Genomic DNA, 17,753 nt, shown 5'->3' on the forward strand with positions numbered 1-17,753 from the left:
ATTTCAAAGTCTTTACGTTGTTACAAACCGGAAACACTCCGCAACCCATTGTTTTCCAAGAGAGTTCTAGATTGGGTGCTGCGCTGCGGAAAACAACTGCGGGCGATTGCCGCGGCACTGGTGCGCATCAATCGATCCTGCTCGCTTCCTGGTTTGCGACCGGCGGACAGCGCGTTGCGAGCAAGCACAGCGCTTTTCCGAATGCAATCCGTAATTCTATCTCTAAAACCCCTCTCTCTAAAACGGTCCTGGATTCCTGTTGAACCTCTGCTGCAACAACGTGTCCCCAATCTGTATCCCGCGCTATCTTGTCGCGATATGATGCGCGTCCGCTGGGCACAGGCGGTGCGCCAGGCCCATGGGGTGTTTACAATGCGGTAAGTCCGCCTTTCGTTGCCGCGCGCCCGAAGCCTTTCGTAGCCTGAGCGCCCGCTATCTTTCTTTGAACTTGCACGGACGAAGTTCCGTCAGACCGACCACTCGATCAATTGGAACATCTGACCATCGCTCAGCGTAACGCCCACAACGCAAAGCTCGCGAGCTATGCGCGGCACCCGCTCGCGTTCCTTTTCCGCTACATCAAGCGCCATCCGTTCGCCCACGCCGTCGTGCTCGCCAGCGTGTTTGCGGCTGTCGGCTGCGCGCTTGCGTCGCAGTACGCCATCAAGCATCTGATCGACGTGCTCGGAGCGGGACGCCATCATCCGGGCCCGCTGTGGACCGCGTTCGCCATCCTCGTAGGCCTGATCGCCGCCGACAACCTGCTCTGGCGGGTCGGCGGCTGGTTCGCGGCGCACACCTTCGTCGCCGTGACGGGCGACCTGCGGCGCGACCTCTTCCAGTACCTGAGCGGCCACTCGCCCACTTACTACGCCGAAAAGCAGCCCGGCACGCTCGCGAGCCGTATCACCGCGACGTCGAACGCCGTCTACACGGCCGAGAACACCACCGCCTGGAACGTGCTGCCGCCCTGTATCGCCGTGGCCGGCGCGATCGTCATGATCATCGCGGTCAATCCGCTGATGGCTGCGGGCCTGCTGCTCTGCTCGGCGATCCTTTCGGTCATCCTCTTCAAGCTGGCCGGGCGCGGCTCGTCGCGCCACCACACCTTCGCCTCGAAAGCGGCCGCGGTGGATGGCGAACTCGTCGACGTCATCGGCAACATGGCGCTCGTGCGCGCTTTCGGCATGACGTTCCGCGAGCAAAAGCGCTTCGGCTCGACCGTCAAGGCCGAACTCGACGCGCGCCGCTCGAGCCTGCTCTACCTCGAAAAGCTGCGTCTGCTGCACGCGGTGATCACGGCCATGCTGTCCGCCGGCCTGCTCGGCTGGGCGCTGTGGCTCTGGGATCAAGGCAAGGCAACGTCGGGCGACATCGTGCTGGTGAGCTCGCTCGGCTTCACGATCCTGCACGGCACGCGCGACCTGGCCGTGGCGCTCGTGGACGTCACTCAGCACGTGGCGCGCCTTGCCGAGGCTGTGCAAACGCTGCTGGAGCCGCACGGCATGCCCGACCGCGACGACGCCAAGGAACTCGTCGCCCAGGGCGGCCGCGTCGATTTCGAGGGCGTGACCTTCGCGTATCCGCACCGCAAGGCGATCCTCGATCATTTCGATCTGCGCATCGAGGCCGGTCAGCGCGTGGGCCTGATCGGCAAATCGGGCGCGGGCAAGACCACGGTGCTCGCGCTGCTGCAACACTTCTACGAGACCCAGGGCGGCGCCATCAAGATCGACGGCCAGGAGATCTCGCATGTCACCCAGGACAGCCTGCGCCACGCCATCGCGCTCGTGCCGCAAGACATTTCGCTCCTGCACCGCTCGATCTACGAGAACATCGCTTACGGCCGCCCCGAGGCGAGCCGCGAGGAAGTGTTCGCGGCGGCCCGCGAGGCGCGCTGCGCCGAATTCATCGAGGCGATGCCGGAAGGCTATGACACGATCGTGGGCGACCGCGGCGTGAAGCTGTCGGGCGGGCAACGCCAGCGCATCGCGATCGCTCGCGCCATTCTCAAGAATTCGCCGATCCTGCTGCTCGACGAAGCCACCTCGGCGCTCGACAGCGCGTCCGAAGAGGCCATCCAGCAGGCGCTCGACCGGCTGATGGTGGGCCGCACGGTGATCGCCATCGCGCACCGCCTCTCCACGCTCAACAACTTCGACCGCATCATCGTGATGAGTGCGGGCAAGGTGATCGACGACGGCACTCCGGAAGAGCTGCGCAACCGTCCGGGCCTCTATCGCGACCTCCTCGCCAAGCAGTACGGCAAGCAGTCCACGCTGCATCTGGGGAACAAGAAGGCCGACGAAAAGCACGTGGCCTGACACCGCTCAGGCGGATGCTAGCCTGCTGCTACGCTTTGCCCAGAACGCCCAGACGCAAAAAAGCCGCTTCAGTACATCGACTGAAGCGGCTTTATTTCGCTTTCGCCCTGGTGAGCCCGCGCGGGTGCTCAGCCCTGCGCACGCGCGAGCGGCGGCAAGTTCACCCCTTGCCGCACCCTGACCTGACCGAGATCGCGCATGAAGCGATCGCGCCACACCGAGACATTGTTCTCTCGCAACTGGACCATCATGTCCTGATAGCGCGCGAGCCGCTCGGCGAGCGGCATGGAGAGCGCTGCGCCCAGCGCATCGGCCATGCCGTCGATATCTAGCGGATTGACGATCAGCGCCCCCGAAAGCTCCTGGGCCGCACCGGCAAAGCGCGAGAGCACGAGCACGCCCGGGTCTTCGGGATCCTGCGCCGAGACATATTCCTTGGCGACGAGGTTCATGCCGTCGCGCAGCGGCGTGACGTAGCCGACGTTCGACGCCCGGAACAGCGCGGCCAGCACCGCCCGCTCGTACTGGCGGTGGATGTACCAGATCGGCGTCCAGTCGAGTTCTGCGTAGCGGCCGTTGATGCGCCCCGATTCCGCCTCGAGGCGCAGCCGGATGTCCTGATACGCGTGCAGGTCGGCGCGCGTGGGCGGCGCGATCTGCACGAACGAGACCTTGTTGCGCTGCGCCGGCGCATGGTCGAGCAGCCGTTCGAAGGCGCGAAACCGTTCCACGAGCCCCTTCGAGTAGTCGAGCCGGTCCACGCTCATGATGACCTTGCGCCCGTGCAGCGTGGACTTGAGCGTGCGCACCGGCTTGCCGCGCTCGCCGGCCTTGGCGAGTTCCGCGATCTCATCGGGATAGACGCCGATCGGGTAATCGCCTGCGCAGAGCGTCTGCCCGAACGCCTCGATGCGCGTGAGGCCGTCCGGCTGCATGGCGGTCGTGCCGCCCGCCTCGTTCACGATGTAATCGCAAAAGGCGCGCAGATCGGGCCTGGTCTGGAAGCCGAGCAGGTCGAACGCGCACAGCGCCTCAACCAGCTCGCGATGCGGCGGCACCGCCAGCAGCACCTGCGAGGCCGGAAACGGAATGTGCAGGAAGAAGCCGATGCGGTTCTTCACGCCCGCCGCGCGCAACGCCTGGGCGAACGGAATGAGGTGGTAGTCGTGGACCCAGATTACGTCGTCTTCGCGCAGGAGCGGCACGAGCTGCTGCGCGAGCCACGCGTTCACACGGCTATAGCCTTCGTACTCGTGGCGGTCGTACTGGACGAGATCGGCGCGGTAGTGGAATGCGGGCCAGAGCGTCGCGTTCGAGAAACCGCGGTAGTACTGGTCGTAATCGCGCCGCAACAGGCCGATGGTGGCGAAAGTCACGGGCCCGCGCTCTTCGAGCGCGATCTGCGGCTGGCCGGAGGTGAGCACGTCGCCGCTCCAGCCGAACCACATGCCGCCAGTTTCCTTGAGCGCGTCGTACACGCCCACGGCGAGGCCGCCCGCGGCCGGACCGCCCTCGGAAATCGGCGCGACGCGGTTCGACACGATGATCAATCGGCTCATGAGGGGCGGGGTCCGTGCAGGAAATCGGGAAGGCGTAGTGAGCACGAGGCCAGGCCTCGCGCAATGCAAACCAGGTCGAAAGTGAAGCCAGGCATGCGCGCGGTCACCGGGCGCCCGGCATGGCCGCGACAAGCGATGCGAGCCAGCCGATCAACGCCTCGACGGAGTCGACGCGCGTCTGCGCGATGGTGTCGCCGCCGCCGACCTTGATCGACAATCCACCCAGGTCGTTGACGACGGCAAAGCCCTTCTCGTCGGTCAGGTCGTCGCCGGCGAACACCGGGCGGCGGCCCGCGAACGGTGGCTCGTCGAGGAAGGCGCGCAGCGAGCGGCCCTTGTCGACGTCCTTCGGCTTGATTTCATAGACCATCTTGCCCGGCTGCAGCACGTAGGCGTCGGCGTAATCGGCGGCGAGACGCTCGGTCGCGGCGCGCGCAGTGCCTTCGTGCTCCGGCGCGTTGCGGTAGTGCAGCGCGAGCGACGCACCCTTGATCTCGAGCAGCATGCCCGGATGCGTGCGCACCACCTCCGCGAGCACCTGCTCCATGTGCAGCAAGCGCTGGTCGTTGAAGCCGACACGCTGCGTGTCGCCGTTGGCGTCGCGCCGCTCGGCGCCGTGCAGGCCGGCCACGGGCAGGTCGGGCATGCCGAGAAAACCGTCGATGCTTTCGATGCCGCGCCCGGAGACGATCGCCACGGCGCCGTGCGTCGCGCGGCGCAGCTCGCGCAGCAGCGCGAGCATGTCGGGGCGGACGAGCACCCCGTCGGGCGTAGGCGCGAGATCGACGAGCGTGCCGTCGAAATCGAAGAAAAATGCCGTCTGTTCAGGCGGCAGGACTGCCGGAAGTGCTTGCATTGCGTTCTTTTCACCCATCGGCCAGTTGGCCGGGTATGGCTCCGGGCGGCGCTGCGCCCAGGTAAAGTGTGCGAATCTTACCGCGCCTTGGATCGATTATCGAGAAAGTAAGGGGCTGAGCGGCTGCGCGGGCATCGGCGGACGCGAATCCACGCGTAGGCGGTCCAATCATTCGAGAGGCGCTCCCTACCGCCAGAGCGGTCATTCATCCGATGCGGCATATCGACGCGAGCAATCCGTACGACCGGGGCGCTCGCGACCGCGCGGACCCAATTTTGCTACAGTCGCAGCGACACGCCATCCAATCGAGTCGACGAGATCGCCTTTGCTCCCCATCTTCGAGCCCACGCTGCGCACGTTCCGCACCCGCCTCCACGGCGGCCTGCGGCACGCGGCGCTCGCTGCGGGCGCGATGTTGCTCGCAGCCTGCTCACACCCGGGTGAGCCGTGGCAGCTCACGAACGTGAGCGGCCACCTGCCCGACCTCGACTTCGCGCTCACGGCCGACGACGGCCAGCCCGTAACGGGCGCGAATTTTCGCGGACACGCGACGCTCGTCTACTTTGGCTACACGCATTGCCCCGACGTCTGCCCGGAGACGATGGCGCGCCTGATGCAGGTTATAGCGAAGCTCGGCCCCGACGCCGGGAAAGTGCGGATACTCTTCATCAGCGTCGATCCGGCGCGCGACACGCCGCAGGCACTGCACGCCTACGTCGGCGCGTTCGACGCCCAGCATGCGCGCGGCCTGACCGGCACCGACAGCCAGATCGAGTCGCTCGCGCGACGCTACCGCGTGGCCTACCAGATGGAAAAGCGCGACCCCGACGGCAGCTACGAAGTCACGCACAGCTCGGCCGTCTATGTGTTCGACGCTCAGGGGCACGCGCGCCTGCTCGCCACCGACCACGACACACCGGACGCGATCGCGCATGACCTGCGCCGCGTCATCGACGACGCGGCGTGAACGCATGCCGCCTCGCCAGTCCCATCATCGAGTCTTGACGCAACAGCAAACGCAACAGGAAACCTTATGACGAAGAACCTCAAGTCAATCACCGTCTCGCTTGGCTGCGCGCTGAGCACCTTCGGTGCGCTCGCCGCCTTCGCGCCTGCCGCGCACGCCGCCAGCGCGCTGAGCACGCAGGACGCGTGGGTGCGCTGGCTGCCCAACGACCTTCCGGCGGCGGGCTATGTGACGCTCAAGAACGATGGCGACCAGCCAGTCGATCTCGTGGGTGTATCCAGCGACGCGTACGGCATGGTCATGCTGCATCAGACGGTCTCGAATGGCTCGACGCAGAAGATGGTCATGGTGCACAAGGCGACGGTGCCCGCGCACGGCACGCTCGCGATCGCACCGGGCGGCTATCACCTGATGCTGGAGAAAGCAAAGCACAAGGTCGCGCCGGGCGACACGGTGAACGTGAAGCTGCAGTTCTCGGACGGCGAAACGCTCGACACGCCGTTCGCCGTCAAGTCGCCCTCGGGCCAGTAAGGCCGCCGCAAAACAAGCGCGCATTCACTGTGGTTGCGCGCGCAAGCATGTTGAATCCGCGGAATCCACAATAAGGCCGCCGCCATGCTCGCGATGACCCTGCTCTACTGGCTCCAACCCTGGGAGCCTTCGCCGACCGTGATGATCTGCACGCTGCTCGCGGCGGTGCTGTTCGTGCGCGGCAAACGGCACGCGCGGGTATCGCTCGCACGCCAGATCTCGTTCTGGTTCGGGCTCGGCGCGCTCTACGTGGTGCTCCATGCGCGGCTCGACTACTACTTCGAGCACGAGTTCTTCATGCATCGCGCGCAGCACCTCGTGCTGCATCATCTGGGGCCGTTCTTCATCGCGCTCGCCTACCCAGGCGCGGCGCTGCGCGCGGGTATTCCGTTCAAGTTGCGGCAGCGCTTCGTGCGCCCCGTACTTGCCGCGCGGCCCGTGTGCGTGGCGCTCGACATCGTCATGCATCCCGTCGTTGCGGTCGGGCTCTTTGTCGGCTTGATCTACTTCTGGCTCTTTTCGCCGATCCACTTCATCGCGATGCTCGACTGGCGTCTTTACCGCGTCATGAACTGGAGCATGGTGATCGACGGGCTGCTGTTCTGGTGGCTCGTGCTCGACTCGCGCCCCGCCCCGCCCGCTCGCCTCTCGCCTGGCAAGCGCGTGCTGGTCGTGATCGCGGCGATTCCGCCGCAGATCGTGCTCGGCGCGTTCATCTTCTTCACGCCGCGCGAGCTTTACCCGGTTTATTCGATCTGCGGGCGCGCGTTCACCTGGCTTTCGCCCATGCGCGATCAGCAGATCGGCGGGCTGCTGCTGTGGATTCCGGGGTCGATGATGAGCGTGATCGGCGCACTGGTCGCGCTGCGCCACTGGATGCGCCTATCCGCGCGCGGACGTTTGCAGCGGGAGCGGCGCGCCGGCGTACACGCCGCGCACGGTGCGCATCCCGAGGAAGAACGCACGCTGCGCACATAATGCACGTCGCGACACGCGACGTGGATTGCTCAAGCCGAGCGCATCCACACGTGCGGAATGCCATCCTCGTCGTGAATTTCGCCAACGGGTGAGAAGCCGAACGCCCCGTAGAACTTCTGCAGATGCGCCTGGGCATGCAAACGCATCGCGACGTCCGGCCATTGGCGCTCGATCTGCACGATGGCGCGTTCGAGCAGCGCGTTGCCGAGCTTGATGCCGCGGTGGTTTTGCGAGGTCACTACGCGGCCGATACGCACGTCGGCGTCGTCCGCGTCGGGCAGCAGCACGCGCAAATAGCCCGCGAGTTCGCGCTCGCTGCCCTGCCCGTTCCATGCGAACAGATGCCACGCGCCGAAGTCGAGACCGTCGATATCGCCATACACGCAGTTCTGCTCGACGACGAACGCGTCGGAGCGCAGCTTGAGCATGGCATAGACCTCGCGCGCGTCGAGCGCATCAAAAGCTTTCCATTGCCAGTCGAATTGGGGTAGCGGCAAGGCGGCGGACTGCACGGTCATGGTCGGTGATTTCCATCAAAACATCGTCAATGACCACGATTATGCCGCGCGCCGCGCGCGTCACAAACCCGCCGTACGGGCTGCGCTCACTTTCGCCGGCGCGGTTGCTCGTATTTGCGCCAGTACTGGAACGGCTCTTCATGCAGATCGATGTCGAGATCGACGATGCGCGCCTGCATGCTCTCCTGCGCGTCGGCAATGGCCTTGTTGTAGACCGCCGGCGCGATCTCTTCGAGAAAGAAGCCCAGCAGCGCGCCCGCCGCGATGTTGCCGATCGGCTCTTCCATGTTCGCGTCGAAATAGCGCTGGATGGAGGCAATCGCTTCGGTGCGCGCGTCTTCGGGGAGTTCGATGGACATGTCGGGAAACCGCAGGGGTGGGGTTCCGACTATTTTGGCGCAAAAACAAAAGCCACCCGAAGGTGGCTCTTGTTTTGCATCTGGAGGCGCGAGCCGGAGTCGAACCGGCCTACACGGCTTTGCAGGCCGCTGCATAACCGCTTTGCTATCGCGCCAGAAGCGGACTGACCGGTTTAAGGCAAATTGCTTGCGCCCGCAACCACCGGACAGATTTGTTTGATGGCTTGATGCGCTGATCAAAGCCTGCCAAACAAAAAGGGAAGCGCTGCTTCCCCTTGGCATTTGGAGCGGGAGACGAGTCTCGAACTCGCGACCTCAACCTTGGCAAGGTTGCGCTCTACCAACTGAGCTACTCCCGCAAATGTCCTGCTTTACTGCAATTTTCCTGCTTCAGCGCTTCGTTTTTCCCTACTGAAAAAACGCCGCACCTCAAATTCTGGAGCGGGAGACGAGTCTCGAACTCGCGACCTCAACCTTGGCAAGGTTGCGCTCTACCAACTGAGCTACTCCCGCATATTTGCTTCAGACTTCGCAGATTTTTCGCTTAACCACCGCTTATCTTCTGCTATCTCCACCGCATCTGCTTGCTTGCTACTGCGTCGTGCAGCGGAGAAGTGAGATTATGTATAACCCGCAGAATCGTGTCAACCCCTTCGCGTGATCTTTTTGGAAAAAGCCATGAGGGATTCACAGCGTAACGATCACAGACCGGATCACAGACTGCCCCGCTCGCGGATCTGGGGCCACGCGAGCTTCATGTAGTAGAGCATCGACCAGATCGTGAGGAACGCCGCCACGTAGATGAGCCACGCGCCCCACACGCGCGAGTCGAACAGCGTCACGCCGCCGAGCGTGAGCGGCGCGTAGAACAGCAGCATGGGAATGGCGACCATCTGGCACGCGGTCTTGAACTTGCCGAGCGAATTCACGGCCACGCTCTTCGATGCGCCGATCTGCGCCATCCATTCGCGCAGCGCCGAAATTGCAATCTCGCGTCCGACGATCACGAGCGCGATCACGGCATCGAGTCGCTGCAGATGCACGAGCACGAGCAGTGCCGCGGTCACCATCAGCTTGTCCGCGACAGGATCGAGGAAGGCGCCGAACGAAGACGTCTGATTCCACTTGCGCGCGAGAAAACCGTCGAACCAGTCGGTGAGCGCCGCCAGCACGAAGAGCAGCATCGCCAGCACGTTCTGCTGCATCGGGGAGAGCATCGTCTGCGGCAGATAGAACACGCCAACCACGAGCGGAATCGCCAGGATCCGCAGCCAGGTCAGGAGAATCGGAATATTGAACGGCATCGGCTGGCGCTATCTGTCGGGGGAGATGCAATTATGGGAGATGCAATTGTGCCGCGTCGCCGCACGTGCCACAAGCAACCGTAAGGAAAGGCCGGTCCCGGACCTGGTCAACGCGGCCGCCGCATCAGTGAAGCTGCTGGTAGATCTGTTCGGCGAGCGAGCGCGAGATGCCCTCCACGCTCGCCAGATCTTCCACGCTTGCCGCCATCACGCCTCGCAGCCCGCCAAAGCGCGCGAGCAGGCGCTGACGGCGCTTCGCCCCCACGCCCTCCAGTTCTTCGAGACGCGAAGTCTGGCGTGTTTTGCCGCGCTTCGCGCGCATGCCCGTGATGGCGAAGCGGTGCGCCTCGTCGCGAATCTGCGCGACGAGCATGAGCGCGGCGCTCTCCTTGCCGAGTTCGAGCGGCGCGCGGCCATCGGCGAACACGAGCGTTTCGAGGCCGACCTTGCGCCCCTCGCCCTTCGCCACGCCCACCAGCATCGCCGGATCGAGACCCAGTTCGGTGAACACCTGGCGCGCGATCTCGACCTGCCCCTTGCCGCCGTCGATCAGCACGATGTTGGGTAGCGTGCCGCCGGGCGGCGGGGCTTCGACTGCCTCGTTGGGCTCCACGACTTCCGAAGCTGCGTTCGGGTCGGCGGGATCGGGCGCCGGCACGGGCGCCGCCTCTTCGGCTTCGGCACGCGCCGCTTGCGCGACCATCTTCTCGTAGCGGCGCGTGAGCACCTGGCGCATGGCGGCGTAATCGTCGCCGGGCGTGATGCCGGTGATGTTGTAGCGCCGGTATTCGGCCGACTGCATCTTGTGATGGTGATAGACCACGCATGACGCCTGCGTCGCCTCGCCCATCGTGTGGCTGATGTCGAAGCACTCGATGCGCAAATGCGCGAGATCGTCGAGCTCGAGCCCAAGTAGCTGCGCGAGCGTGCGCGTGCGCGCCTGCTGCGAACCCTGCTCGGAGAGCAGGCGCGCAAGCGCGAGCCTTGCGTTCTGTTCGGCCATCGCGAGCCACGCGCGCTTCTGCCCTTGCGGCTGGCGCAGCACCGAGACCTTGTGCCCTGCCTGCTCGCTCAGCACATCGACGAGTTCGCGGTTCGCGGGCGGATGGCTGACCACCAGCACGGGCGGCACGCGGTTGCCGAAGTAGTGCTGCGCGATGAAGGCATCGAGCACTTCCGATTCGATGCCGATCTCGCGCTTCCCGCGCGAAGCCGCCTGCGGCTCGAGCGCGGGCGTGTCGGCGGGTGTATCGGATGCGGCATCGCTTTCCACGTCTTCATCGTCGGCGAGGTCGGCCGCCATCGTAAGCGGATCGAGCGGATCCGCTTCGAGCGCCGCTTCGTCTTGCGCGTCGGCCTCTTGCGCTTCCTCGACGTAATCCTCCACCGTCTTGCGCGCGAGCGACGGCAGCGACTTCAATGCGCTCGCCGCGACCACGGTCTCGCTGTCGATTTCCTCGGCGACGCCGCCCTCTTCGTCGGTGAGCGCGCGCTCCACATGCGCCGGGAAATAAGCCTTGTCGCCCAGATGCCGGCCGCCGCGCACCATCGCGAGATTCACGCAAACGCGCCCGCCCAGCGCCACCACGGCAAGAATGTCGACGTCGCTCTCGCTGCCCGTTTCGATGGCCTGCTGATGCAGCACGGTCGAAAGCGAACTCATCTGGTTGCGCACGGACGCCGCCTGCTCGAACTTGAGCTCGGAGGCGAACGCGTGCATCTTCGTCTCCAGTTCCTTCATCACCTCGTTTTGCCGGCCCAGCAAAAAGCGCGATGCGTTGTTCACGTCGCGTGCGTAATCCTCTTCGCCGATCGCGCCCACGCAAGGCGCCGTGCAGCGCCCGATCTGATGCAACAGGCAAGGCCGGGTGCGGTTGTTGAACACCGAGTCCTCACAGGTGCGCAACTGGAACACGCGCTGCAGGATCTGGATGCTTTCGCGCACGGCCGAGGCGCTCGGAAACGGCCCAAAGTACTGATTGTTGCGATCGACCGCGCCGCGGTAGTACGCCATGCGCGGGAACTTGTGCCCGGTGATCTTGAGAAACGGATACGACTTGTCGTCGCGAAAAAGGATGTTGTAGCGCGGCGTGAGCGCCTTGATGAGATTGTTCTCGAGCAGCAGCGCCTCGGCCTCGGAACGCGTGACCGTGGTTTCGATGCGCGCAATGCGCGTAATCATCATCGCGATGCGCGGCGAAAGCTGCGTCTTGGTGAAGTAGCTCGACACGCGCTTTTTCAGGTCGCGCGCCTTGCCGACGTAGAGGACCGCGCCTTGCGCATCGTAGTAGCGATACACGCCTGGCAGATGCGGCAATTGCGCGAGCGTCTTTTTCGGGTCGAAAACGTCGGTGTCGGTCATCCAGTTTCGGGGACGGGCGGTGCGTCAAGTGAGGTGAGGCCAGGCCCTGCGCCGCCGTCGCGACGCGTTCATGGCTGTGTCCTAGAATCGCAAGTTTAGATCATTCCATGCCGCGCGGAACCTGCGCCGAACCTGCCGGCGCGATCGCTCTGCACCCGCCTGCGGCATGGCGGCCATGATTCGCCGCGTCGCACGCCACCCTACGCCACCCATGACAGAAGCCCATCCCCCCGCCGCCGCTAGCGATATCCCCATCGCCTGCGACCTCTTTTGCGCCGTGATCGACAATTTCGGCGACATCGGCGTGTGCTGGCGGCTCGCGCGCCAGCTCGCCGGTGAGCACGGCTGGCAGGTGCGCCTGTTCGTCGACGACTTGCACGCTTTCCAGAAGCTCTGCCCCGCGCTCGACCCGAGCCGTGCGACGCAGTCGGTCGAAGGCGTGCTCGTCGAGCACTGGCACGAGCCCGAGCACGCGGGCGACACGCTGCAGATCGCCGATGTCGTGATCGAGGCGTTCGCGTGCGAATTGCCGCCCGTCTACGTCGCGGCGATGGCCGAGCGGGCGCGCAAACCCGTCTGGCTCAATCTCGAATATCTGAGCGCGGAAGACTGGGTGGCCGATTTTCATCTGCGGCCCTCGCCGCATCCGCGCTACGCGCTCGCCAAGCACTTTTTCTTCCCCGGCCTCGGCCCCGGCACGGGCGGCGTGCTCAAGGAGCGCGCGCTCGACGCCGCGCGCGCGGACTTCGAGCGCTCGCCAGACGCCCGCGCCGCATGGTGGCAGCGCGCCACGGGCGGCCCGCCGCCCGGGCAGGAAGCCACCGTGATCTCGCTTTTCGCCTACGAGAACCCCGCCGTCGACCACCTGCTGGAACAATGGCGCGACGGCGCAAAGCCGGTCGTCCTGCTCGTGCCGGAGGGCCGCATCTCTGGCGCGCTCGCGCGCTTTTTCGGGGACACGGCGTTCGGCGCAGGCTCGCAGGCCACGCGCGGCGCGCTGCACGCGCACGCGCTTGCGTTCACCGAGCAGCGCGGTTACGACCCTCTGCTCTGGGCGAGCGATCTGAACTTCGTGCGCGGCGAGGATTCGTTCGTGCGAGCGCAATGGGCCGCGCGACCGTTTGTCTGGCACATCTATCCGCAAGCCGACGAAGCCCATCTGCCGAAGCTCGATGCCGCGCTCGCGCACTACGGCCGCACGCTGCCAGAGGCGCCGCGCGCCGCGCTCGAACGCTTCTGGCATGCGTGGAATGGCCGCGGCACGCCGGACTGGGCCGATTTCGCGCAGCATTTGCCCGTGTACGCGGCGCGTGCGAACGCCTGGGCCAAAGAGCTCGGGCAGGTTGGCGATCTCGCCGGAAATCTCGCCGGTTTCGCAAAAAGTCAGTTAAAATAAGCGGTTATCCGACGGCAGCCGTCTCAAGCGGCCTCAAGCGGTCTAACGCAGCGCTTCGAGTTTCGCGCCCTCATCGTGCACACGCGAAAGAGGGTCGCAGCGGTTGCACCACAGCAACTGCGGCACCGACCGAATCCGCTTGCGACGTTTGCCGTCGAGCACACTCGAAGCTACTTAATCTGGACAGGACAGTTTTTTACTATGAAGACCGCACAGGAACTCCGCGTCGGCAACGTCGTGATGATCGGCAACGACGCCATGGTCGTGCAAAAGGCCGAGTACAACAAATCGGGCCGTAACTCCGCCGTCGTGAAGATGAAGTTCAAGAACCTGCTGACCGGCGCGGGCATGGAAACCGTGTACAAGGCGGACGACAAGTTCGACGTCGTCGTGCTGGATCGCAAGGAAGTGACGTATTCGTACTTCGCCGACCCGATGTACGTGTTCATGGACGCCGACTACAACCAGTTCGAAGTCGAAGGCGAGATGATGGGCGACGCCCTGAACTACCTCGAAGACGGCATGGCTTGCGAAGTCGTGTTCTACAACGAAAAGGCCATCTCGGTCGAACTGCCGACCGTGCTGGTGCGCGAGATCATCTACACGGAACCGGCCGTCAAGGGCGACACGTCGTCGGGCAAGGTCCTGAAGACCGCCAAGCTGAACACCGGGTTCGAACTGCAAGTGCCGCTCTTCTGCAACATCGGCGACAAGATCGAAATCGACACGCGTACGAACGAGTACCGCAGCCGCGCCTAAGGCCACATCAGGCTAAACGCGCCCGCCCGCTGCCCCGGCGGCGAAAGGCGGACACCGCTGTGAAAGCGCCCCCACGGGGCGCTTTTTCTTTTTTTGCCGAACGTGTATGTTTGAGACTGCTACGGAAAACCTTACCGGTTATGCGTAACAAATTGCGCACTTGCCGTCTGCAATGAACAGGCGGCGAACAAGCGCGGCGCGCACCGGTCAGATTGACTCCCGCGGCACGGTTTCTGCTGTGAGGGGAAAGAGCATACGTTCCACGCTCTTTCCCCTTTTCAGGAGAAACACAATGAATAACGACATTGCTGAAGGCAAGTGGAAGCAGTTGGTCGGCAAGGCCAAAGCGGCATGGGGCGAGTTGACGGACGACGAACTCGCGAAAGCCGAAGGCCGTGCGGATCGGCTCGCCGGGCTCATCCAGGAACGTTACGGCAAGACGCGTGACGAGGCAGAACTGGAAGTGCGCCGCTGGTTCGACGCACACTGGCCGCGCGACTGACGCACCGTCCACGGGATGGCCGTTACGGCCGTCGCCCACTTGCAGGCAAACAGGGGGTTGCACGCATGCCAAAGCGCCTGGCGCTTCGGGCTTGCGCTGCTGCTCGGCCGCCGGCGGCTCGCTGCCCGGCGAAGCCGTCGCGCCCCCCGCTCTGGCGCAGCACAACTGGGAGGACCGGAACTGAACACCCTGCTACGAGACATCTCCGTGATCTCGGTGAAATCTTTCGCATCGTGCCGCGCTCCCGCGCGCCGCGCAGCTGTCTGCCGGGGCGCGTGCGCTACCCCGCGCGCGCAGCGCCGGCGCGCCTGCGCTCATCCGTAAGCCGCTACCGCCATGCCACACGCCCTGATTGTCGAAGACGATCCCAATAGCCTGTCAGGACTCTCTGCGATCCTGTCGGCCGACGGGTTCTCCGTCGACACCGCTGCCAGTCTCGCCGAAGCGCGCGCCGCCCTGGCGCGCTTCATTCCTGACGTCGTACTCGTCGACCTGAACCTGCCCGACGGCGGCGGTCTCGAGCTGCTGCCGCACTTGCCCGCGCAGCCGCCAGGCGGCGCGCTCCCCGTGATCGTGATGACCGGCAACGCCACGGTCGAAAGCGCGATCGAAGGCCTGCGCCACGGCATCTGGGACTATCTGCTCAAGCCCGTCAACATTCCGCGCCTGCGCAGCCTGCTCGCGCGCATTCCGCGTCCCTACGAGCTGACCGAGGAAGTGCGCGCGCTGCGCGCCACACTGCGCCAGATGGGCCACTTCGGCCCCATGCTCGGGCGCAGCGCCGCGATCCAGCATGTCTACGACACGCTCGAACAGTTCGCGCCCACCGAATCGGCACTGCTCGTGCACGGCGAGGCCGGCACCGGCAAGGAAGTCGCCGCGCGCACGCTCCACCAGTTGAGCCGCCGCCGCAAAGGGCCGTTCATCGTGTGCGACGCGCGCTCGCTCGTGGCCGAAGCGGCCGCTGGCCGCCCGCTCGCGAGCGTGCTGTTCGGCCACGAGCGCGGCGCGTTCACGGGCGCGGAACAGCGCGAGCCCGGTCTCGTCGATCAGGCGAGCGGCGGCACGCTCTTCATCGACGAGCTGACCGACCTGCCGCGCGAGCAGCAGGAAACGCTGCTGCGCGCGCTCGATTCGCAGACCTTCATGCGCGTGGGCGGCAGCAGTGAGGTGGGCACCGATTTCCGCCTGATCGCCGCCACCCGTGCGATTCCGCGCGAAGCCGTCCAGCAGGGCGCATTGCACGACGATCTGTGGCTGCGCCTCGACGCCGCGGCAATCCAGCTCCCGCCGCTGCGCGAGCGTGACGACGACGCTGCCCTGCTCGCCCTCGCATGCATCGACGAACTCAATCAGGAAGCCCAGGCGCACGGTCTGGCTGGTGCGACGCGGCTCGTCGCGCCTTCGTTCGTCCGCGAGTGCCTCGCGTATGACTGGCCCGGCAACGTGCGCGAGCTGCACGAACGCGTGCGGCGCGCGTGGCACGCCTCGGGCGAGGTGCTGGAAACCTTGCAGGCCGAGGAAAGCAGCGGCGCGGGGCAGCGCGAGATGAACGGCGGCCGCGTGCAGGTCACCGTGGGCACGCCGCTCGCCGACGTGGAAGAAATGCTGATCCGCGCAACGCTCGACGCCGTGGGCGGCACGCGGCACCGCGCCGCCTCGCTGCTTGGCATCAGTCCCAAGACGCTCTACAACAAGCTGCAGCGCATGCGGCTGAACTGAGTCCGCAAGACACGCGCTGCATGTAAAAAAGGCGATCCTTCGTTTCCGAAGGACCGCCTTTTTTGTTTTTCCGACGCCGCAATCAGGGCAATACGCTGCGCAGCAACGCCTGCGCCTCGATGTACCCCGGGTCCGCCACCATCTTGTCCCAGCGTTGCGCCTTGCCGCGTGCACGCATGCGCTTGATGCGCAGGTCCGAGGCCTTGGCGGCACGCCGCGGCTCCGTGGTGCGCAACGCGTCGAGCACCTTTTCGGCCTCGTGCGGCTGGTTGCAGATCAGCACCATGTCGCAGCCCGCTTCGAGCGCGGCGCGCGCGCCCTCGGTGAGCGTGCCGCCCTGGCGCGCGGCCTCCATCGAGAGGTCGTCGCTGAAGATTGCGCCCGTGAAGCGCAGGCGCTTGCGCAGAATCTCCTCGACCCAGATGCGCGAAAAGCCCGCGGGCTTCGAATCGACCTTCGGATAGATCACGTGCCCCGGCATCACCGCCGTCAGTGACAGGCCGAGCCAGTCGTACGGCTGCGCATCCTCGCCGAGGATCGCCTCGAGCGGACGCTCGTCCACCGGCACCGCGACGTGCGAGTCCGCCGTCGCAAAGCCATGACCCGGGAAATGCTTGCCGCAATTGGCCATGCCCGCAAGCGAAAGCCCATGATTGAGACTCTTGGCGAGCAGCGTGACGACGCGCGGGTCGCGATGGAACGCGCGGTCGCCGACCACCTTCGACTGGCCGTAGCCGAGATCGAGCACCGGCGTAAAAGAGAGATCGATGCCGCACGCGCGCAGCTCGCTCGCGAGGATGTAGCCCACTGACGTCGCGAGCTTGGTGGCGAGCAGCACGTCCTTGTCCCACAGCGCGCCGAGGCGCCCCATGGCGGGCAGGACCGTAAAGCCGTCGGTGCGAAAGCGCTGCACGCGGCCGCCTTCATGGTCGACGGCGATCAGCAGGTCCTCGCGCACCGCGCGGATCGAGTCGGTGAGCGCGACGAGCTGCGCGCGGTTCTCGTAGTGGCGCGCGAACAAGATCACGCCACCGGTCATCGGGTGCGCGAGACGGCGCACGTCATCGTCGCTCAGCGTGGTGCCCACCACGTCGAGCATTACGGGCCCGGGATTATTCTTCATCGATGAGTTTTGTGTAGATGCCGCGCGACGCACGGCGAGAGATATCAACCGTTGACTGCGGCGTTGATTTCGGCAACGACGAACGACACCGCGTATTCATGCTCGTCGGTGATGCTCACGCGTGCCGTGATGCCACGTTCGTCGAGCCAGCGCGCGAGATCGCCCGAAGCAACGATCACGGGACGGCCGCCCGGCTCGTTGAGGGTCTGCATGGCGCGCCAGGTCATCGGCATGCGCATGCCTAGGCCGATCGCTTTCGAAAATGCCTCTTTCGCGGAGAACCGCGTGCACAGGTAGGCCAGGCCCCGCGCCTCCGAGCGCGCCTTGCGCGCCTCGTAGACGGCGAGTTCGTCCGGGCCTAGCACGCGCGGCGCGAAGCGCCCGTTGGTGCGCTCCATCACTGCCGCCACGCGGCTCACCTGAATGATGTCGGTGCCGATACCGTAGATCGCCATGAGACTCCCGTCGAGAGATGTCGATTGCGTGAGTACGA

At 65.3% G+C, this 17,753-nt stretch carries 16 protein-coding genes and 3 tRNA genes; 8 read left to right on the forward strand and 11 right to left on the reverse strand.

All coding sequences use genetic code 11. From position 1 onward, the window contains the following. The first annotated feature begins 488 nt into the window (after positions 1 to 488). Positions 489 to 2,324 (forward strand): ABC transporter ATP-binding protein, encoded by a 1,836-nt coding sequence (locus tag VSR72_RS08540; protein WP_342951945.1) that lies wholly within the window; start codon positions 489 to 491, stop codon positions 2,322 to 2,324. A 128-nt stretch (positions 2,325 to 2,452) separates the two neighbouring features. Here the strand turns inward: VSR72_RS08540 and otsA are convergent, their stop codons facing one another. Both otsA and otsB read right to left on the reverse strand, forming a co-directional pair. Next, positions 2,453 to 3,883, reverse strand: coding sequence for an alpha,alpha-trehalose-phosphate synthase (UDP-forming) (gene otsA / locus VSR72_RS08545; RefSeq protein WP_342951946.1), 1,431 nt, complete (start codon positions 3,881 to 3,883; stop codon positions 2,453 to 2,455). A 103-nt stretch (positions 3,884 to 3,986) separates the two neighbouring features. Beyond that, the gene (gene otsB, locus VSR72_RS08550) at positions 3,987 to 4,739 is read right to left on the reverse strand and encodes a trehalose-phosphatase (protein WP_342951947.1); all 753 of its coding nucleotides are present in this window, start codon (positions 4,737 to 4,739) and stop codon (positions 3,987 to 3,989) included. 412 nt (positions 4,740 to 5,151) lie between these two features. Between otsB and VSR72_RS08555 the strand changes: the two genes are divergently transcribed. The 3 genes from VSR72_RS08555 to VSR72_RS08565 all read left to right on the forward strand — a co-directional run bounded on the left by VSR72_RS08555 (position 5,152) and on the right by VSR72_RS08565 (position 7,215). Beyond that, complete coding sequence (locus VSR72_RS08555) at positions 5,152 to 5,706, forward strand: SCO family protein (RefSeq protein ID WP_342952047.1); 555 nt, start codon at positions 5,152 to 5,154, stop codon at positions 5,704 to 5,706. A 66-nt stretch (positions 5,707 to 5,772) separates the two neighbouring features. Beyond that, positions 5,773 to 6,237 (forward strand): copper chaperone PCu(A)C, encoded by a 465-nt coding sequence (locus VSR72_RS08560; RefSeq protein WP_342951948.1) that lies wholly within the window; start codon positions 5,773 to 5,775, stop codon positions 6,235 to 6,237. Between the two features lie 93 nt (positions 6,238 to 6,330). Beyond that, the gene (locus VSR72_RS08565; RefSeq protein WP_342952048.1) at positions 6,331 to 7,215 is read left to right on the forward strand and encodes a cytochrome c oxidase assembly protein; all 885 of its coding nucleotides are present in this window, start codon (positions 6,331 to 6,333) and stop codon (positions 7,213 to 7,215) included. A 29-nt stretch (positions 7,216 to 7,244) separates the two neighbouring features. Here VSR72_RS08565 and VSR72_RS08570 read toward each other — a convergent pair whose 3' ends face one another. From VSR72_RS08570 to uvrC, 7 genes are all read right to left on the reverse strand, one after another. Next, a complete protein-coding gene (locus VSR72_RS08570) occupies positions 7,245 to 7,733 on the reverse strand; it encodes a GNAT family N-acetyltransferase (RefSeq protein WP_342951949.1) in 489 nt (162 codons plus the stop codon). Positions 7,734 to 7,819: 86 nt separating this feature from the next. Continuing rightward, entirely contained in the window at positions 7,820 to 8,092 is a 273-nt protein-coding gene (locus VSR72_RS08575) for a DUF2164 domain-containing protein (RefSeq protein WP_342951950.1), read from the reverse strand. 81 nt (positions 8,093 to 8,173) lie between these two features. After that, positions 8,174 to 8,247 (reverse strand) — tRNA-Cys (locus VSR72_RS08580). 128 nt (positions 8,248 to 8,375) lie between these two features. Next, positions 8,376 to 8,451 (reverse strand) — tRNA-Gly (locus VSR72_RS08585). Positions 8,452 to 8,529: 78 nt separating this feature from the next. Then, positions 8,530 to 8,605, reverse strand: a tRNA-Gly gene (locus VSR72_RS08590). A gap of 200 nt (positions 8,606 to 8,805) precedes the next feature. Then, entirely contained in the window at positions 8,806 to 9,396 is a 591-nt protein-coding gene (pgsA, locus tag VSR72_RS08595) for a CDP-diacylglycerol--glycerol-3-phosphate 3-phosphatidyltransferase (RefSeq protein WP_042261239.1), read from the reverse strand. A gap of 124 nt (positions 9,397 to 9,520) precedes the next feature. Beyond that, positions 9,521 to 11,758 carry an excinuclease ABC subunit UvrC gene (gene uvrC, locus VSR72_RS08600; RefSeq protein ID WP_342951951.1) on the reverse strand — a complete coding sequence of 746 codons (2,238 nt, stop codon included), beginning with the start codon at positions 11,756 to 11,758 and terminating at the stop codon, positions 9,521 to 9,523. Between the two features lie 211 nt (positions 11,759 to 11,969). Between uvrC and earP the strand changes: the two genes are divergently transcribed. The 4 genes from earP to VSR72_RS08620 all read left to right on the forward strand — a co-directional run bounded on the left by earP (position 11,970) and on the right by VSR72_RS08620 (position 16,137). Next, the gene (gene earP / locus VSR72_RS08605; protein WP_342951952.1) at positions 11,970 to 13,154 is read left to right on the forward strand and encodes an elongation factor P maturation arginine rhamnosyltransferase EarP; all 1,185 of its coding nucleotides are present in this window, start codon (positions 11,970 to 11,972) and stop codon (positions 13,152 to 13,154) included. A 201-nt stretch (positions 13,155 to 13,355) separates the two neighbouring features. Continuing rightward, the gene (gene efp / locus VSR72_RS08610) at positions 13,356 to 13,913 is read left to right on the forward strand and encodes an elongation factor P (RefSeq protein ID WP_133183590.1); all 558 of its coding nucleotides are present in this window, start codon (positions 13,356 to 13,358) and stop codon (positions 13,911 to 13,913) included. Between the two features lie 292 nt (positions 13,914 to 14,205). Continuing rightward, positions 14,206 to 14,415, forward strand: coding sequence for a CsbD family protein (locus tag VSR72_RS08615; RefSeq protein WP_342951953.1), 210 nt, complete (start codon positions 14,206 to 14,208; stop codon positions 14,413 to 14,415). A 336-nt stretch (positions 14,416 to 14,751) separates the two neighbouring features. Further along, positions 14,752 to 16,137, forward strand: coding sequence for a sigma-54 dependent transcriptional regulator (locus tag VSR72_RS08620; protein ID WP_342951954.1), 1,386 nt, complete (start codon positions 14,752 to 14,754; stop codon positions 16,135 to 16,137). Between the two features lie 82 nt (positions 16,138 to 16,219). Here the strand turns inward: VSR72_RS08620 and nagZ are convergent, their stop codons facing one another. After that, a complete protein-coding gene (gene nagZ / locus VSR72_RS08625) occupies positions 16,220 to 17,260 on the reverse strand; it encodes a beta-N-acetylhexosaminidase (RefSeq protein WP_342951955.1) in 1,041 nt (346 codons plus the stop codon). Positions 17,261 to 17,304: 44 nt separating this feature from the next. After that, complete coding sequence (gene acpS, locus VSR72_RS08630) at positions 17,305 to 17,715, reverse strand: holo-ACP synthase (RefSeq protein WP_342951956.1); 411 nt, start codon at positions 17,713 to 17,715, stop codon at positions 17,305 to 17,307. Positions 17,716 to 17,753: the final 38 nt, after the last annotated feature.

Origin of the sequence: Paraburkholderia sp. JHI869 (assembly GCF_038900775.1) — a bacterium.
GTDB lineage: Bacteria > Pseudomonadota > Gammaproteobacteria > Burkholderiales > Burkholderiaceae > Paraburkholderia.

Excerpts from the sequence above, each read along its gene's own strand:
- otsA (WP_342951946.1), bottom strand. The coding sequence starts at position 3,883 with ATGAGCCGATTGATCATCGTGTCGAACCGCGTCGCGCCGATTTCCGAG.
- otsB (WP_342951947.1), bottom strand. The coding sequence starts at position 4,739 with ATGCAAGCACTTCCGGCAGTCCTGCCGCCTGAACAGACGGCATTTTTC.
- VSR72_RS08555 (WP_342952047.1), top strand. The coding sequence starts at position 5,152 with ATGTTGCTCGCAGCCTGCTCACACCCGGGTGAGCCGTGGCAGCTCACG.
- VSR72_RS08560 (WP_342951948.1), top strand. The coding sequence starts at position 5,773 with ATGACGAAGAACCTCAAGTCAATCACCGTCTCGCTTGGCTGCGCGCTG.
- VSR72_RS08565 (WP_342952048.1), top strand. The coding sequence starts at position 6,331 with ATGACCCTGCTCTACTGGCTCCAACCCTGGGAGCCTTCGCCGACCGTG.
- VSR72_RS08570 (WP_342951949.1), bottom strand. The coding sequence starts at position 7,733 with ATGACCGTGCAGTCCGCCGCCTTGCCGCTACCCCAATTCGACTGGCAA.
- VSR72_RS08575 (WP_342951950.1), bottom strand. The coding sequence starts at position 8,092 with ATGTCCATCGAACTCCCCGAAGACGCGCGCACCGAAGCGATTGCCTCC.
- pgsA (WP_042261239.1), bottom strand. The coding sequence starts at position 9,396 with ATGCCGTTCAATATTCCGATTCTCCTGACCTGGCTGCGGATCCTGGCG.
- uvrC (WP_342951951.1), bottom strand. The coding sequence starts at position 11,758 with ATGACCGACACCGACGTTTTCGACCCGAAAAAGACGCTCGCGCAATTG.
- earP (WP_342951952.1), top strand. The coding sequence starts at position 11,970 with ATGACAGAAGCCCATCCCCCCGCCGCCGCTAGCGATATCCCCATCGCC.
- efp (WP_133183590.1), top strand. The coding sequence starts at position 13,356 with ATGAAGACCGCACAGGAACTCCGCGTCGGCAACGTCGTGATGATCGGC.
- VSR72_RS08615 (WP_342951953.1), top strand. The coding sequence starts at position 14,206 with ATGAATAACGACATTGCTGAAGGCAAGTGGAAGCAGTTGGTCGGCAAG.
- VSR72_RS08620 (WP_342951954.1), top strand. The coding sequence starts at position 14,752 with ATGCCACACGCCCTGATTGTCGAAGACGATCCCAATAGCCTGTCAGGA.
- nagZ (WP_342951955.1), bottom strand. The coding sequence starts at position 17,260 with ATGAAGAATAATCCCGGGCCCGTAATGCTCGACGTGGTGGGCACCACG.
- acpS (WP_342951956.1), bottom strand. The coding sequence starts at position 17,715 with ATGGCGATCTACGGTATCGGCACCGACATCATTCAGGTGAGCCGCGTG.